The 15537-nt window shown below is 72.1% G+C and carries 16 protein-coding genes; 6 read left to right on the forward strand and 10 right to left on the reverse strand.

Annotated features, from left to right (window positions below):
* Positions 1–165 precede the first annotated feature (165 nt).
* From KUM03_RS14225 to KUM03_RS14235, 3 genes are read left to right on the forward strand one after another with little or no spacing between them, the layout of a single operon-like run.
* A complete protein-coding gene (locus KUM03_RS14225) occupies positions 166–936 on the forward strand; it encodes an SDR family oxidoreductase (RefSeq protein ID WP_217248159.1) in 771 nt (256 codons plus the stop codon).
* Positions 933–2624, forward strand: coding sequence for a class I adenylate-forming enzyme family protein (locus KUM03_RS14230; protein ID WP_217248161.1), 1692 nt, complete (start codon positions 933–935; stop codon positions 2622–2624). The genes KUM03_RS14225 and KUM03_RS14230 overlap by 4 nt, the downstream gene beginning before the upstream one ends.
* A 22-nt stretch (positions 2625–2646) precedes the next feature.
* Positions 2647–3240 carry a TetR/AcrR family transcriptional regulator gene (locus KUM03_RS14235; RefSeq protein ID WP_217248162.1) on the forward strand — a complete coding sequence of 198 codons (594 nt, stop codon included), beginning with the start codon at positions 2647–2649 and terminating at the stop codon, positions 3238–3240.
* A 252-nt stretch (positions 3241–3492) separates the two neighbouring features.
* On the opposite strand, the gene KUM03_RS14240 is transcribed toward KUM03_RS14235, so the two are convergent.
* The 7 genes from KUM03_RS14240 to KUM03_RS14270 all read right to left on the reverse strand — a co-directional run bounded on the left by KUM03_RS14240 (position 3493) and on the right by KUM03_RS14270 (position 8903).
* Positions 3493–4707 carry an acyl-CoA dehydrogenase gene (locus KUM03_RS14240; protein ID WP_217248164.1) on the reverse strand — a complete coding sequence of 405 codons (1215 nt, stop codon included), beginning with the start codon at positions 4705–4707 and terminating at the stop codon, positions 3493–3495.
* Positions 4708–4714: 7 nt separating this feature from the next.
* A complete protein-coding gene (locus KUM03_RS14245) occupies positions 4715–5740 on the reverse strand; it encodes a phosphotransferase family protein (protein WP_217248166.1) in 1026 nt (341 codons plus the stop codon).
* A 123-nt stretch (positions 5741–5863) separates the two neighbouring features.
* Entirely contained in the window at positions 5864–6160 is a 297-nt protein-coding gene (locus tag KUM03_RS14250; RefSeq protein ID WP_217248168.1) for a hypothetical protein, read from the reverse strand.
* A 90-nt stretch (positions 6161–6250) separates the two neighbouring features.
* A complete protein-coding gene (locus KUM03_RS14255; RefSeq protein ID WP_217248169.1) occupies positions 6251–6562 on the reverse strand; it encodes a DUF202 domain-containing protein in 312 nt (103 codons plus the stop codon).
* A gap of 2 nt (positions 6563–6564) precedes the next feature.
* On the reverse strand, positions 6565–6957 hold the full coding sequence (locus KUM03_RS14260) for a DUF202 domain-containing protein (RefSeq protein ID WP_217248172.1): 393 nt from the start codon (positions 6955–6957) through the stop codon (positions 6565–6567).
* Between the two features lie 513 nt (positions 6958–7470).
* On the reverse strand, positions 7471–7983 hold the full coding sequence (locus KUM03_RS14265; protein ID WP_217248174.1) for an NUDIX hydrolase: 513 nt from the start codon (positions 7981–7983) through the stop codon (positions 7471–7473).
* Positions 7984–8009: 26 nt separating this feature from the next.
* The gene (locus KUM03_RS14270; RefSeq protein WP_217248176.1) at positions 8010–8903 is read right to left on the reverse strand and encodes a DMT family transporter; all 894 of its coding nucleotides are present in this window, start codon (positions 8901–8903) and stop codon (positions 8010–8012) included.
* A 255-nt stretch (positions 8904–9158) separates the two neighbouring features.
* Between KUM03_RS14270 and KUM03_RS14275 the strand changes: the two genes are divergently transcribed.
* Both KUM03_RS14275 and KUM03_RS14280 read left to right on the forward strand, forming a co-directional pair.
* A complete protein-coding gene (locus KUM03_RS14275) occupies positions 9159–10109 on the forward strand; it encodes a hypothetical protein (RefSeq protein ID WP_217248178.1) in 951 nt (316 codons plus the stop codon).
* A gap of 35 nt (positions 10110–10144) precedes the next feature.
* On the forward strand, positions 10145–11692 hold the full coding sequence (locus KUM03_RS14280; RefSeq protein ID WP_217248180.1) for an APC family permease: 1548 nt from the start codon (positions 10145–10147) through the stop codon (positions 11690–11692).
* Positions 11693–11885: 193 nt separating this feature from the next.
* Here KUM03_RS14280 and KUM03_RS14285 read toward each other — a convergent pair whose 3' ends face one another.
* The 3 genes from KUM03_RS14285 to KUM03_RS14295 form a co-directional block, all read right to left on the reverse strand.
* Positions 11886–12647 carry an SDR family oxidoreductase gene (locus KUM03_RS14285; protein ID WP_217248188.1) on the reverse strand — a complete coding sequence of 254 codons (762 nt, stop codon included), beginning with the start codon at positions 12645–12647 and terminating at the stop codon, positions 11886–11888.
* A gap of 10 nt (positions 12648–12657) precedes the next feature.
* A complete protein-coding gene (locus KUM03_RS14290) occupies positions 12658–14055 on the reverse strand; it encodes a GntP family permease (RefSeq protein ID WP_217248195.1) in 1398 nt (465 codons plus the stop codon).
* A gap of 87 nt (positions 14056–14142) precedes the next feature.
* Complete coding sequence (locus tag KUM03_RS14295) at positions 14143–14670, reverse strand: gluconokinase (RefSeq protein ID WP_217248209.1); 528 nt, start codon at positions 14668–14670, stop codon at positions 14143–14145.
* 137 nt (positions 14671–14807) lie between these two features.
* On the opposite strand from KUM03_RS14295, the gene KUM03_RS14300 reads away from it, so the two are divergent.
* The gene (locus KUM03_RS14300) at positions 14808–15509 is read left to right on the forward strand and encodes a FadR/GntR family transcriptional regulator (protein WP_217248218.1); all 702 of its coding nucleotides are present in this window, start codon (positions 14808–14810) and stop codon (positions 15507–15509) included.
* Positions 15510–15537 lie beyond the last annotated feature (28 nt).

Here is a 15537-nt window from a genome sequence, read left to right on the forward strand (position 1 = left end):
CCGTGATCGCGGCGGGTGTCATGCGCACGCACGCTAACCCGCACTCCCGGCCGTACGGAATGGAGTAGACCGCGTTTCGCCCCTTCCGTCGTACATACCGACTGGTTAGTCTGGCGCTGCACCGGGCCCACGCAGGTGGCGCCGCAGCCGTGTCGAAGGAGACCGATGGTGGAAGCCGTGCAGGATGCCTCAGTCGTGGTCACCGGGGCGGGAGGCGGCATAGGCGCCGCCCTGGCCCGCCGCTTCGCCGCCGAGGGTGCCCGCGTCGTCGTCAACGACCTGGACGCCGGCCGGGCGAAGGCCGTCGCCGACGAGATCGGCGGCATCGCGGTCCCGGGCGACGCCTCCGCGATCATCAGTGAGGCCCGCGAGGCGCTGGGCGGCACGGTCGACGTGTACTGCGCCAACGCGGGCCTCGCCTCGGGAGGTTCGGAGGCGGCGGACGAATCGGTCTGGGCGCTCGCCTGGGACGTCAACGTCATGGCCCATGTCCGCGCGGCCCACGAACTGATCCCCGACTGGCTGGAGCGCGGCAGCGGCCGCTTCGTCTCCACCGTCTCCGCCGCCGGCCTGCTCACCATGATCGGCGCCGCCCCCTACAGCGTCACCAAGCACGGCGCCTACGCCTTCGCCGAGTGGCTGTCCCTGACGTACCGCCACCGCGGCGTCAAGGTGCACGCCATCTGCCCGCAGGGCGTGCGCACGGACATGCTCACCGCGAGCGGCAGCGCCGGCGAACTGGTCCTCCAGCCCACCGCCATCGAACCGCAGGACGTCGCGGACGCCCTCTTCAAGGGCATCGAGGAGGACCGCTTCCTGATCCTCCCGCACCCCGAGGTCGCCGAGTACTACCAGGCCCGCGCCGCCGAGCCCGACCGCTGGCTGCGCGGCATGAACCGGCTCCAGCGGCAGTGGGAGGAGGCGACGGCCCGATGACCGGCTCCCGTTACGCCGCCAAGCCCTGGCTGGGCCTGCTGACCGACGTCCAGAAGGCGCCGCTGGACCCGGACGCCTCCCTGGTGCACGCCCTGCGCCGGGCGGCCGCCGAGGCACCCGACCGCGCCTTCCTCGCCTACTTCGACGGCCGCCTCACCTACCGTGAGGTGGACGAGCTCAGCGACTCCGTCGCCGGGCACCTCGCCGCGCGGGGGTTGGAGCGCGGGGAGCGGGTCGCGGTCCTGCTGCAGAACTCGCCGCACTTCGTGCTCGCCGTGCTCGGGGCCTGGAAGGCGGGCGCGGTGGTCGTGCCGGTCAACCCGATGTACAAGGCGGGGGAGGTCGGCCACGTCCTGCGGGACGGCGAGGTGGCCGCGCTGATCTGCTCCGACCGGGCCTGGGAGTCGTACCTGCGCGAGACGGCGGCCGACTCGCCGGTGCGGATCGTGCTCACCGGGTGCGAGCTGGACTTTCAGAGCCGCCAGGACGCGCGCGTGCTCACTTTCGAGCGACTGCCGGCCGCCCCCGACGCCGACGACCTCACCGAGGCGGCCCGCGCCGGGCACAAGGCCCCGGCCGGACGCGACCCGGAGCCGGGCGACACCGCGCTCATCAGCTACACCTCCGGCACCAGCGGCACCCCCAAGGGCGCCACCAACACGCACCGCAACATCATGTACAACGCGGAACGCCAGCGCACCGGCCTCGGCCTGCCCGAGGCACCGGTCTACTTCGCGCTGGCGCCGCTGTTCCACATCACCGGCATGGTCTGCGAGCTCGGCGCCTGCCTGAACAGCACGGGCACGCTCGTCCTGGCGTACCGCTTCGAGGCGGGCGTCGTGCTGGACGCGTTCGCCGAGTACCGGCCGCACTACACGGTCGGCCCGTCCACCGCCTTCATGGCCCTGGCCGCCCACCCGTCCGTCACCCGCGAGCACTTCGCCTCCTTCGCGAACATCTCCTCCGGCGGCGCGCCGCTGCCGCCCGCCCTGGTGGAGAAGTTCCGCGCGGGTTTCGGGCCGTACATCCGCAACGGCTACGGGCTCACCGAGTGCACGGCGCCCTGCGCCTCGGTCCCGCCGCACCTGGAGGCACCCGTCGACCCGGTCTCCGGGGCCCTCGCCGTCGGCGTGCCCGGCCCCGAGAGCGTCGTCCGGATCGTCGACGACCAGGGCGCGGAAGTGCCCTTCGGGGAACAGGGCGAGATCGTCGTCAGCGGCCCGCAGGTCGTCCCCGGCTACTGGCGCCGCCCCGACGCGACCGCCGAGACGTTCCCCGGCGGTGAGCTGCGCACCGGCGACATCGGCTTCATGGACGCCCAGGGGTGGCTCTACGTCGTCGACCGCAAGAAGGACATGATCAACGCCTCCGGCTTCAAGGTCTGGCCCCGCGAGGTCGAGGACGTCCTCTACACCCACCCGGCGGTGCGCGAGGCCGCGGTCGTCGGGGTGCCCGACGGGTACCGCGGGGAGACCGTCAAGGCGTACATCAGCCTCCGTCCGGGCGCCGACACGGACCCGGAAGCCCTCGCCGCGTACTGCGAGGAGAGACTGGCCGCCTACAAATACCCGCGTCAGGTGGAGATCCTGCCCGAACTGCCGAAGACGGCGAGTGGGAAGATCCTCCGTCGGGAACTGCGTTCCCGTACGCGACAGGACGAACAGGAACGGCCACTGAACGGCCGCTGAACAGGAAAGGCAGGTGACGGCAGTGCCCAGGACCACGGACGGGGACGGCACTCCGGTGCCGCAGCGGCTCCTGGCCGCCGCCACCCGGCTCTTCGCGGAGCAGGGCTACGACCGCACCTCGGTCCAGGAGATCGTGGAGGCGGCCGGCGTCACCAAGGGCGCCCTCTACCATTACTTCGGCTCCAAGGACGACCTCCTGCACGAGGTCTACGCGCGCGTGCTGCGCCTCCAGCAGGAACGCCTGGACGCCTACGCGGACTCCGACGAGCCGGTCGAGAAGCGGGTGCGCGAGGCGGCGGCCGACGTCGTCGTCACCACCATCGACAACCTCGACGACGCGTCGATCTTCTTCCGCTCCATGCACCAGCTGAGCCCGGAGAAGAACAAGCAGGTGCGCGCCGAGCGCCGGCGCTACCACGAACGCTTCCGCGCGCTCATCGAGGAGGGCCAGCGGGCCGACGTCTTCACCAAGGAGACCCCGGCCGACCTGGTGGTGGACTACCACTTCGGCTCCGTGCACCACCTGTCCACCTGGTACCGCCCCGACGGCCCGCTCAGCCCCCAGGAGGTCGCCGACCACCTGGCGGACCTGCTGCTGCGGGCGCTGCGTCCCTGAGGCGTCCCCGGAGACGTCCCGGGAGGCGCCCTGTGAGGTGATCGGCGAGGGCCGCCGCCGCGGGGTTGCGCGGCCGCGGCCCACGCCCGGCCAGGACGACGGTCCGGCCCGGCTCCGGCTGCCGGATCTCCACGCACCGGTCCCCGCGCGGAAGTCCGGACCCCCCGGCCGGGGCGCCAGGCCGGCACACGGACGGGGAACACAGGCTTCAGTGTCCCCCCGGCACAGCGCCCCTGCTGAGGGGAGCGCAGCTCAGAGATACTTCTTGATCTCCCGCCGCGCCAGCGAGCGCTGGTGCACCTCGTCCGGACCGTCGGCGATCATCAGCGTCCGCGCGCCCGCGTACAGCTCGGCCAGCGGGAAGTCCTGGCTCACGCCGCCCGCGCCGTGCAGCTGGATCGCCCGGTCGATGATGTCGACCACCGCGCGGGGCGTGGCGATCTTGATGGCCTGGATCTCGGTGTGGGCACCCTTGTTGCCGACGGTGTCCATCAGCCAGGCGGTCTTGAGCACCAGCAGCCGCAGCTGCTCGACGGTGACCCGGGCGTCCGCGATCCAGTTGTGGACCACGCCCTGCTGGGCCAGCGCCTTGCCGAAGGCCTCGCGGGACACCGCGCGGCGGCACATCAGCTCGATCGCGCGCTCGGCCATGCCGATCAGCCGCATGCAGTGGTGGATGCGGCCCGGACCGAGACGCGCCTGGGCGATGGCGAAACCGCCGCCCTCCTCGCCGATCAGGTTCGACACCGGCACGCGCGCGTGGTCGAAGGTCACCTCGGCGTGGCCCCCGTGGTAGTGGTCCTCGTAGCCGAATACCTGCATCGCGCGGTTGACGGTCACGCCGGGCGTGTCGCGGGGCACCAGCACCATGGACTGCTGGCGGCGGATGTCGGCGCCGTCCGGGTCCGTCTTGCCCATCACGATGAAGATCTTGCAGTCCGGGTTCATCGCCCCGGAGATGTACCACTTGCGGCCCGTGACGACGTACTCGTCGCCGTCGCGCTCGATGTGCGTGGTGATGTTCGTGGCGTCGGAGGAGGCCACGTCCGGCTCGGTCATCGCGAACGCCGAGCGGATCTCACCGGCGAGCAGCGGCTCCAGCCACTGCTTCCGCTGTGCCTCGTCGGCGAACTGGGCCAGCACCTCCATGTTGCCGGTGTCCGGGGCCGCGCAGTTCGTCGCCGTCGGCGCCAGCTGCGGGCTGCGGCCGGTGATCTCGGCGAGCGGGGCGTACTGGAGGTTGGTGAGGCCGGCGCCGTGCTCGGCGTCGGGGAGGAAGAGGTTCCACAGGCCCTGGCGGCGGGCCTCGGCCTTCAGGTCCTCGACGACCTGCGGGGTGTCCCACGGGGAGGCCAGGCGGGCGCGCTGCTCGTGGGCCACCTGCTCGGCCGGGTAGACGTACTCGTCCATGAAGGCGAGCAGCTTGGCGCGGAGTTCCTCGGTGCGTGCGTCGTACGCGAAGTCCATGGCGGGGTCAGCCCTCCTGAAGGGTGGTCAGGCCGTGCTCGATGAAGACGGGGACGAGGTCGCCGATGCGGTCGAAGCCGCGGCCGACCGTCTGGCCCAGCGTGTAGCGGTAGTGGATGCCCTCCAGGATCACGGCGAGCTTGAACCAGGCGAACGCCGTGTACCAGGCGACGGCGGACACGTCGCGCCCCGAGCGCGCTGCGTACCGCTCGATCAGCTCGGCGGGAGCGGGGTGGCCGGGGGCCTGCGCCGTGGTGGAGACGGGGGAGTCGGGCATGCCGAGCGGGCTGCTGTACATCGCCAGCAGGCCGAGGTCGGTGAGCGGGTCGCCGAGGGTGGACATCTCCCAGTCGAGGATCGCCCGGATCTCGTCGTTGTCCCCGCCGATCAGGACGTTGTCGAGGCGGTAGTCGCCGTGGACGACGGTGGGGGCGGGGGAGCGGGGCAGTTCCCGGCCGAGGGTGGCGTGCAGTTCGTCGATGCCGGCCAGGTCGCGGTTGCGGGAGGCGTCCAGCTGCTTGGCCCAGCGGCGCAGCTGGCGGTCCAGGAAGCCCTCGGGGCGGCCGAAGTCCGCGAGGCCCGCCTCCGCGGGGTCCACCGCGTGCAGGCCGACGAGCGTGTCGACGAGGTTCAGCACGGCGGCCCGGGTGCGCTCGGGGCCGAGCGGGGCGAGCTGTTCCGCGGTGCGGTACGGGGTGCCCTCCACGAACTCCATGACGTAGAACGGCGCCCCGAGGACCTCCTCGTCCTCGCAGAGCAGGACCGGGCGCGGTACCGGTACGTCGGTGGGGTGCAGGGCGCTGATCACGCGGTGTTCGCGCTTCATGTCGTGGGCGGTGGCCAGGACATGGCCCAGCGGGGGTCGTCTCACGACCCAGCGCGCGGTACCGTCCGTAACCGCGTACGTGAGGTTCGACCGTCCGCCCTCGATCAGCCGGCCGGACAGCGGGCCGGTCACCAGTCCGGGACGCTCGCGGTCGAGCAGGCCGCGCAACCGGTCGAGATCGAGTCCGGGCGGGTGGTCGGGGCTCATTCGTCGCTCCTACTGGCAGGTGACAGTACCCGACTCATGATGCCGACCGGTCGGTATGGCGTCCAGAGGGGGAGCGGAACGTGATCGGGGCCACGGGGCCCCGATGCGTGAGCGCCGGTGCCTCTAGTGGTCGTCCCAGTGGCCTTCGTGGGCGGCGTGACGGTGGCCGTCGTGGAGGTAGTCGACGTGGTCGCCGTGGGGCACGCGCGCGTGCCCGCAGTTCTCGCCGTGCCGGTGCTCGTGGCTCCCGTGCGCGGTGTGCCCGGCGGGCTCGCACTCGTCCCAGTGGCTGCCGTGCGCGCGGTGCAGGTGTCCGTCGTGGGCGTAGTCGACGTGGTCGCCGTGCGGGACCTCGGTGTGCCCGCAGTCCGGGCCGTGGGCGTGGTCGTGGGCGGTGTGTTCCTGGTGGAGAGTGGTCATGGAGCTCACCTTAGGTGGTCATATCGGGACATTCTGCTCGTGTTGGTGTCCAGGTACCCCGGGCTGGAGGAACTAGAGGAACTAGAGGAACTACAGGACGAGAAGTGCGCCGCACAGCGCGAGTGCCACCGTGCACAGGGCCGCCGCCGTGGCATACGGCGGGGGCAGGGCGCGTGGCCTGGGCGTCGCGGAGAGGGTGCGGATGCGGTTGTGGGCGATGCGCAGGAAGCCCAGCCAGAGGACGGCGCACAGGGCGGTGGCGACGACCGAGGCGGAGGTCACGCCGCCGTGCAGCGCGGTCTTCGCGGCGAGTACGGCGACGACGGTGCCGGAGAGGGTGGTGCGGCGCCAGGCGAGGCGGGTGCGTTCGGGCTGGAGACCGGGGTCGCGGTCGACGCTCACGGTCAGCCTTCCCAGCCGACGAGGACCACGAGGACCATCGCGACCGCGACGACGGCGACGACCAGGCTGAGGAGGGCCGGGAAGCGGGAGACGGGGAGGTCCTCGCCGCGGCGCATGGCGCGTTCGCAGCGCACCCAGTGGTTCACGGCGCGCAGCGAGCACAGGACGCCGGCGGCGAGCAGGGCGAGGGCGAGACCCACCCGCCAGCCCCAGCGCAGGTCGGGCAGGAACTGGTCGACGGCGAAACCGCCGCCGATGAGGGCGAGGGCGGTGCGCAACCAGGCCAGGAAGGTGCGTTCGTTGGCGAGCGAGAACCGGTAGTCGGGGGTGCCGCCCTCCTGCCGAACCTCCTCGGGCGCGAACCAGAGCCGGATGTTCCGCACGAAATCGATCACGCGGGGACCCTATCGGGAGGGTTGCCTCCGGCGGTTGAGCGGGTGCGGATGCCTGCGGCGCCGCTGCGGGTTCGGTGGGGGTGCGGGTAGCGCGTTCGGTTGTGGGTGGGTCGGGGCCGCGCCGGGGGGTGTCCGTCCTCGGAACGGCGCGAAATAGGTCGGCTACGGGGCTGAACGGCGCGGACGCGCCAACCGCTGCGGGCGGACACCCCCCGACACGTCCCCTTCCCGCCGTACGCGGCTGACCGCCCACGCGGGGCGCGCGGGCGGGTGGTGCCACGCCATCCCGCCCAGTTACGGGCCGTCGCCCCGCCCCAGCTACGGGCCGCCGTCCCGCCCAGCTGCGGGCAGTCGTGCCTCCCCCAGTGCCTGAACGGCCTGGGAGGTACCCCCAGGGCGGCACGGGTGGGCGCAGGCGGCACCCCGTCAGCGCCGGGCCGCGCGACCCACCCCCGACGACCACACCCACGCCGGGTAAGGAGGAAACGCAACGCCGGGCCGAGTTCCCCCCGCTCACCCGGCCGACAGGCCCCGCAGCCGCGCGTACGCCGCCAACCCGTCCGGCACCCACTCCCACTCCCCGAGCCGCTCCTCCACCTCCGCCTCCGTGAGGAACCCGTGCCACGCCACCTCCTCCACCTGCGGAGCGACCGGACCTTCGCAGCGCACCTCGTACACCGCCGACCACCAGGTCCGCCCGGCGCCGTCGTCGTACAGGAAATTGAAGAGGAACGACGGGCGCGGCAGCCCGGTCACCCCCAGTTCCTCCTGCGCCTCCCGCAGTGCCGCGTCGTCGTAGGACTCGCCCGTGCCCACCACCCCGCCGACGAACATGTCGTACAGCGAGGGGAAGACCTGCTTCGTCGCCGTGCGACGGTGGACGAAGACGCGGCCCTGGGGGTCGCGGGCCAGCACGAAGGCGCAGCGGTGGCGCAGTCCCCGTGCGTAGGCGTCGCCCCGGCGGGCCTGTCCCACGACGTGGTCGTTCTCGTCGACGATGTCCAGGATCTCGTCAGCAGCGCTCATGCCGCCCATCCAAGCAGGACGGGCGGTCAGCGCCGTTCCAGGGCCCGTTCGCGGCCGCTCTCGCCCGTGCCCTGCGGCATCGCGGGGTGGAGGCCGAGCAGGACGATGCCCGTCACCACCGCCGTGAGGCCGCCCGCCTCCCAGGCCAGCGCCGCGGTGTCGGTGCGCAGCCGGTCGCCGAGGAAACCGACGCCGCAGACGATGCCGGCGAGCGGCTGGGCCGCCGTCAGGGCCGGCAACGACCTGCGCAGCGGTGCCGTCTCGAAGGCGCTCTGGACCAGGATCAGGCCGGTGATGCCGAGCACCACGACCGCGTACGGCTGCCAGCCGGTCAGCAGTTCCGCCAGGCCGCCCGAGGTGAAGCGCCGGCCGCTGATCCGGGTCAGCGCGTCCTGCACCCCGTAGACCAGGCCGGCGGCCAGCGCGAGCAGGGTCGGGCCCCAGGTCAGGCGGGCGCGTCCGGCGCATGCCGTCAGGAGTACCGCCAGGCCCAGCATGACGCCGATGAGCAGCCAGTGCCGCAGTGGCGAGGTCACCGCGCTGCCGCCCCGCGGCTCGCCCGCGACGATGAATGCCGTGACCCCGCCGGCCAGCAGGGTGAGGCCGGCCCAGCCCTGGCGGCCCAGCGGCCGGCGGGTCTGGGCGCGGGAGAGGGCGAGGGCGAAGAGCAGGTTCGTCGCCAGGAGGGGTTCCACGAGGGTCAGTTCGCCGCCGCCGAGTGCGACCGCGCCCAGCGCCATGCCGGCCACCATCAGGCCCATGCCGGCCAGCCAGCGGGGAACGCGTACCAGGTCCAGCAGGAGGCGGGGGGAGAGGAAGTCGCCCAGTGGGGCGCGCTGGGCCGCGTTCTGCTGGAGGACGAAACCGAAGCCCAGGCAGCAGGCGGCGCTCACGGCGAGGACGAGAACCAGAACCGACACGCTGCGTACCTCGATCGTCGTCGTCGGGTCACGGGTGCGTCGGGGCCGACTCTATTGCCGGGGACGGGGACGTGCCGGGTGGGTGACGCATACGGGGAGCGCGCTGATCAAGTTGCGTTTTCTACAAGTGAGTTGACGCGTGTAACGCGGGCTCCGGCCTTGACGTCAAGCCTTGGCTGCCGGTTTGCTGTCCGTGATCAGTTCATGGCAAACCGGCTACGACGACCCAGCGCGTCGCGTGAGGAAGAACCCGCGGTGTCCCCACCTCCGCCTCCCCTCGGCCGCGGCCGCAGACGCGCCGCCCAGGCCTTCGACGAGGCCCTCGACGACGCCGAACTCGTCGCCGCCCGCGCGGCCCTGGCGCAGGGCCGGTGGCAGTCCGCCCGGTCCCTCCTGGTCCACACGGGTGACGACTGGGACCGGCGGGGGCACCGGGTGACGGTCCTCGCCAAGGAGCCCTACTGCGCCGCCTGGGCCCGCGAGTGGCTGCTCGCCGAGCCCGACTCCGCCGACGCCTCGGTGCTGCTCGCCCTGGCCCTGGTCCACCGCGTCCTGCGCGGCAAGGAGAAGCCGGCCCGGGGGCGGGAGGCCTGCCAGGACGCCGCACGGCTGCTGCCGGACGACCCCACGCCCTGGCTCGGGCTCCTCATGCTGGAGCGGTCGCTGGGCGCCGACGACGACGTCGTCCGGGTGTTCGACGCGGTGCGCGGGCGGTACGCGGACCATCACCACGCCCACCACCTGGTCGTGGCCCGGCTCGCCGAGCGGGGTGGTGGCCGGGGGGCCGATCCGCTGCACGAGGTGTACGACTTCGCCGCCTGGGCGGCGGAACAGGCCCCCGCCGACTCCCCGCTCGCCATCCTCCCGGTGGTCGCGCACGCCGAGCGCTACCGCGTGCTGGCCGCGGCCGGGCACGAGTCCGCCGACCCCAACGCCTCCGGGCACTGGGTCGGCCGCCGGGCCCGACTGGTGATGAAGGCGGCCTTCGACTGGTGGCTGGAGTGGGAGCAGGACGGCCATCCGCGGCGGCTGATCGACCTCAACTTCCTCGCCCACGCCAAGTCCTGCGAGGGCCGCGGAGCCGAGGCCGCCGCCCTGTTCCACCGCATCGGCGAGCACGCCACGCCCGCCCCCTGGTCCTACCCGGACCGCGATCCGCACTCCGCCTTCCGTGCCGCCCGCGCGCACGCGCTCGGCACGGTCTGACATCCGCCACGAAGACGAGAGAAGGTCGGCCCCCGATGACCACGGGCAGTTCCAGGACCACGGGCAGTTCGAGCACGAGCGGCGGTGGCTCCATCAGCACCTTCAAGGGGCAGGAGCGGGCGCTGCGCGCCGACCGGCTGGGCACGGGCGGTCTGCTGCTCTCCGTGCTGGCCTCCACCGCGCCGCTGATGGTGGTCGCCGGGGTGATGCCGACGACGTTCGCCGTGATGGGCATCGTCGGGCAGCCGCTGCTCTTCGTGGTGCTGGGCGTGGTGCTCGTCCTCTTCAGCGTCGGCTACGCCGAGATGAGCCGGCACGTGCACAACGCCGGTGCCTTCTACGCGTACATCTCCCGCGGACTCGGCGGCACCGCGGGCGCGAGCGCCGCCCTGGTCGCGCTGGTCGCCTACAACGCCCTCCAGGTCGGCATCTACGGCATCTTCGGCTTCGAGGTCTCCACGCTCCTCGCCACCTACGCCGACCTGGACGTCGCCTGGTGGATACCGGCGCTGGCGGCCCTGCTCGCCGTGGGCGCCCTGGGCTGGCTGAAGATCGACGTCAACGCGCGCGTGCTGGGCGTACTGCTGCTCATCGAGGTCGTGCTCGTCGTCGTCTTCGACATCGCCGCCGTCGCCGATCCCGGCGCGCAGGGGCTGTCGCTGCACGCCTTCGACCCGGACACCCTGACGGGGGCGGGCGTGGGAACCGCGCTGTGCTTCTGCATCGCCGCCTTCCTCGGCTTCGAGCAGGCGCCCGTGTACGCCGAGGAGACCAGCCGGCCGCACGTGCTCGTTCCGCGTGTCATGTTCCTGGCGGTGGGCGGGGTCGCGGTCTTCTTCGCGCTCAGCAGCTGGGCCCTGACCGTCGCCACCGGGCCGGACAACATCGTCGGGACCGCCCAGGAGCAGAGCGCCGGGCTGCTGTTCTTCCTCACCGAGTCGCGGCTCGGCGGTGCCTTCACCGACGTACTGCACGTGCTGTTCGTGACCGGCATGTTCGCCGCGCTGCTCAGCTTCCACAACGTCGTCGCCCGGTACGCCTTCGCCATGGGGCGCGAGGGGCTGCTGCCCGCCGCCTTCGGGCGGACCAGCGGCTCCAGCGGCGCCCCGGGCACCGGGTCGCTGCTCCAGACCGCCGTGTCCGCCGTCGTCGTCATCGGCTTCGCCGTCGCCGACGACAAGCCGAACGGCGACCCGACCCAGCCCGTGCTGCACCTGTTCACCTGGGGCGGCAACATCGGGGCCCTCGGCGTGATCGTGCTCATGGCCGCCGCGTCGTTCTCCGTCGTCGCCTTCTTCGTCCGGCGCGGCGCCGCCGGCACCCAGGGCGTGCGGATCGCGACGTCCACCGTCGCGGGCGTCGCCCTGCTGGTCATCGCCGGCTACACGGTCAAGGACTTCGACGTCCTCGTCGGCGCCGGCCCCGGCTCCTCGCTGAGCTGGGTGCTGCCCGGCATCATCGCCCTCGCCGCGGCCGGCGGGCTCGTGCAGGGCCTGGTGCTGCGCGCGCGGGCACCCGAGCGGCACGCCCGTATCGGCCAGGGCAACGAGGCGTTCCAGCTGGACAAGGCGGCTTCCTCCTGAGCCTCACCTCGTCGCCGTGTCCGGTCTCCTGGGACGAGGAGCGTCCGCAAAGCTGCCACGGAGCCGAGAAGCGAAGTGATGCCGGCCCGGGCTGGTCTCAACCCGGCTGGTGCTGATGGCGCAAGACCTGGCGGGACGCTGTTCCGCCAGGCAGCCTGAGCCAGGAATCCCCCTCGTTCACGAGGGTGAGAATTCAAAGGACGCTCGTCATGCCGCCGTCGACGTACAGGATCTGCCCGCCGACGAAGTCCGCGGCCGGTGAGGCGAGGAACAGCAGCCCGCCCACCAGATCCTCGGTACGGCCCCAGCGGCCGGCCGGGGTCCGCCGGCGCACCCAGGCGCTGAACTCCCCGTCCTCGACCAGGGGCCGGGTCAGCTCCGTCTCGATGTAGCCCGGACCGAGGCCGTTGACCTGGACGCCGTGCGGGCCCCAGTCGGCGCACATGCCCTTGGTGAGCATCTTCAGCGCGCCCTTGGCGGCCGCGTAGGGCGCGATGCCCGGGCGGACCACCTCGCTCTGCAGCGAACAGATGTTGACGATCTTGCCGTGGCCGCGTTCCGTCATCCGGCGCGCCGCCTCCCGGCCCACCAGGAAGGCGCTGGTGAGATTGGTGTCCAGGATGCGGTGCCAGTCGGCGTCGGCGAACTCCAGCAGCGGCGCCCGCAGTTGCATGCCCGCGTTGTTCACCAGGATGTCGAGCGGGCCCACCCGCTCCTCGACGTCCGCGATCCCGGCCGCCACGGACGGACCGTCGGTCACGTCGAACACGGCCGTGCCGACGTCGCCGGGCAGGTCCGCGGCGGCCTTGGCGAGGCGGTCGGCGTCGCGTCCGTTGAGGACCACCCGGCAGCCGGCCTCCGCCAGGCCCCGGGCCAGCGCCAGCCCGATGCCCCGGCTGGAACCGGTCACCAGGGCGGTGCGCCCGCCGATGTCGAAGAGAGGGTGAGCCGTCATCGTCGTGCCCCTAAATGACCAGTGAGAGGAGCAGGACCAGGGCGCCGGCGACCACCGAGATGATCGTCTCCATGACGGACCAGGTCTTGATGGTCTGGCCGACGTTCAGGCCGAAGTACTCCTTCACCAGCCAGAAACCGGCGTCGTTGACGTGGCTGAAGAAGAGCGAACCGGCGCCGATCGCCAGGACCAGCAGTGCCGCGTGGGTCGTCGACATGTCGGCCGCCAGCGGCGCCACCAGACCGGCCGCCGAGACGGTCGCCACGGTCGCCGAACCGGTCGCCAGCCGGATCGCCACCGCGATCAGCCAGGCCAGCAGCAGGGCCGGGATCGACCAGTCCTCGGAGATCTCCAGGATCATCTGGCCGACGCCGGAGTCGATCAGCGTCTGCTTGAAGCCGCCGCCCGCGCCGACGATCAGCAGGATGCCCGCGATGGGCGCGAGGCCCTTCTCGACCAGGCCGGAGAGGCGGTCCTTGCCGAAGCCGGCCGGGCGCAGCAGCGTGAAGATGCCGACGATCACGGCGGCGAGCAGGGCGATCAGCGGGTTGCCGATGACGTCGAAGGCGCGCTGCACCACGTTGTCCGGGTCGTCGATGACGATGTCGACGAGCGCCTTGGCCAGCATCAGCACGACCGGCAGCAGGATCGTCGTCAGGGTGGCGCCGAAGCCGGGACGCTTCTCCAGCTCCTCGGAGGCGCGCTGCGGGATCATGCGGTCGGGGGCCGGGACGTCCACCCAGCGGGCCGCGTACTTCGAGAACACCGGACCGGCGATGATCACCGTCGGGATGGCGATCAGAACGCCCAGCGCGAGCGTCACACCGAGGTTGGCGCCGACCGCGTCGATCGCGACCAGCGGACCGGGGTGCGGCGGGACCAGACCGTGCATCACGGACAGACCCGCGAGGGCCGGGATGCCGATGCGCATCAGGGAGTAGTTGCCGCGCTTGGCGACCATCAGGACGACCGGGATCAGCAGCACGATGCCGACCTCGAAGAAGAGCGGCAGACCGATCACGGAGGCGATCAGCACCATCGTCCACGGCATCGACCGGGGGGTCGCCTTGGCGAGGATGGTGTCCACGATCTGGTCGGCGCCGCCGGAGTCGGCGAGCATCTTGCCGAGGATCGCACCGAGGGCGATCAGGACGCCGACGCCCGCGACGGTGGAGCCGAGCCCGGCGGTGAAGCTGGTGATGACCTTGTCCAGCGGCGCCCCGGCGAACGCGCCGAGCGCCAGTGACCCGATGGTCAGCGACAGGAAGGCATGCAGCTTGAACTTGGTGATGAGCAGAACGATGACGGCGATGCCCAGGAGCACGGCGATGCCCAGCTGGGCGTGGCCGGCCGAGGTGATGGGCTCGACGGTGTCCGCTGCCAGCATCTCGACGCTGAGTCTGGTCACGGTGTTTTCCTTGCGGTGATGGGGATTCGGGGGAAGGTGCCGGGGCCGTGTCCGCGGGTGGCGGCACGACCCCGGGGGGAGTGGGGGTTACTCGGCCGGGTGGGGGAGGTCCTCCAGGGCCCGCACGGCCCGTTCGGTGATCTCCTCCGGGGTGCCGGCGACGTCCACGGCGACTCCCGCCTCGTCCGTCTCCAGGGGCTGGAGCGTGGCGAACTGGGAGTCGAGCAGGGCCGTCGGCATGAAGTGGCCCTGCCGGTGCGACATCCGGTCCTCGATCAGCTCGCGGCTGCCCGAGAGGTGCACGAAGACGACACCGGGAGCTGCCGCACGCAGCCGGTCGCGGTACGACCGCTTCAGCGCCGAACTGCTCACCACCCCGCCGAGGCCCGCCCGCCCGTGCGCCCAGCCGCCGATGGCGTCCAGCCACGGCCACCGGTCCTCGTCGGTGAGCGGGGTGCCGGCCGTCATCTTGGCGATGTTGGCCGGCGGGTGGAAGTCGTCGCCCTCGGCGTAGGGAACGCCGAGCCGGGCCGCGAGCAGGGGACCGATGGTGGTCTTCCCGGTGCCCGCCACGCCCATGACCACGACTACGTGGGGGGTGTGCAGTTGCTGCATCGCACTCTCGCTGTCTGCTGTCTTCGTCGACACGTGATGTCGACGTAACTGAAACTCATTAGGTACGACGAATTCAAGAGGCTGTGACATATAAGTCTGACTTTTTGTTCCCGTGATCTGCCCCGTACTCTGAGTGCATGAGCACACCGGGCCGGGGGCTGCACGGCCGCGTACTGGACACCCTCGGCCCCGCGATCACAGCGGGCGAGTACCCTGCGGGCAGCGTTCTGCGCACGGATGAACTCGCACAGCGTTTCGAGGTGTCGCGCTCGGTGATGCGCGAGGCCGTGCGGGTGCTGGAGTCCATGCACCTGGTCGAGTCCCGCCGCCGCGTGGGCGTGACCGTCCTGCCCGAATGCGAGTGGAACGTCTACGACCCGCAGGTCATCCGCTGGCGCCTGGCCGGCTCCGAGCGCCCTCGGCAACTGCGCTCTCTGACCGTGCTGCGGTCAGCGGTCGAGCCGGTGGCCGCGGGCCTCGCCGCGCGGCTCGCCACGCCGGAGCAGTGCGCCGAGCTGACCGAATGCGCGCTGGGCATGGTCGCCAACTCACGAGGTCACCTGCTCGAGGGGTACCTCTTCCACGACGTGGCCTTCCACCGCGTCATCCTGACCGCCTCCGGCAACGAGATGTTCGCCCGCCTCGGCGGCGTCGTCGCCGAGGTGCTGGCCGGCCGCACGCACCACGACGTGATGTTCGAGGACCCCGACCCGGCCGCCGTCACCCTGCACGTCCAGGTCGCCGAGGCGGTCCGCGCCCGGGACGCCGAGCGCGCCGAGCGGCTGACCCGGGAGATCACGGTGGGGGCGCTGCACGAGCTGGACATCCTGGCGCCCTGACGGGACTGTGCGAGGAGCTGTGCGAAGG

This window comes from Streptomyces sp. AC602_WCS936, assembly GCF_019049125.1.
Classification (GTDB): Bacteria; Actinomycetota; Actinomycetes; order Streptomycetales; family Streptomycetaceae; genus Streptomyces.

Coding starts and splice junctions, on each gene's coding strand:
- KUM03_RS14225 (WP_217248159.1), top strand. CDS start 166: ATGGTGGAAGCCGTGCAGGATGCCTCAGTCGTGGTCACCGGGGCGGGA.
- KUM03_RS14230 (WP_217248161.1), top strand. CDS start 933: ATGACCGGCTCCCGTTACGCCGCCAAGCCCTGGCTGGGCCTGCTGACC.
- KUM03_RS14240 (WP_217248164.1), bottom strand. CDS start 4,707: ATGGACTTCGCGTACGACGCACGCACCGAGGAACTCCGCGCCAAGCTG.
- KUM03_RS14245 (WP_217248166.1), bottom strand. CDS start 5,740: ATGAGCCCCGACCACCCGCCCGGACTCGATCTCGACCGGTTGCGCGGC.
- KUM03_RS14250 (WP_217248168.1), bottom strand. CDS start 6,160: ATGACCACTCTCCACCAGGAACACACCGCCCACGACCACGCCCACGGC.
- KUM03_RS14265 (WP_217248174.1), bottom strand. CDS start 7,983: ATGAGCGCTGCTGACGAGATCCTGGACATCGTCGACGAGAACGACCAC.
- KUM03_RS14280 (WP_217248180.1), top strand. CDS start 10,145: ATGACCACGGGCAGTTCCAGGACCACGGGCAGTTCGAGCACGAGCGGC.
- KUM03_RS14285 (WP_217248188.1), bottom strand. CDS start 12,647: ATGACGGCTCACCCTCTCTTCGACATCGGCGGGCGCACCGCCCTGGTG.
- KUM03_RS14295 (WP_217248209.1), bottom strand. CDS start 14,670: ATGCAGCAACTGCACACCCCCCACGTAGTCGTGGTCATGGGCGTGGCG.
- KUM03_RS14300 (WP_217248218.1), top strand. CDS start 14,808: ATGAGCACACCGGGCCGGGGGCTGCACGGCCGCGTACTGGACACCCTC.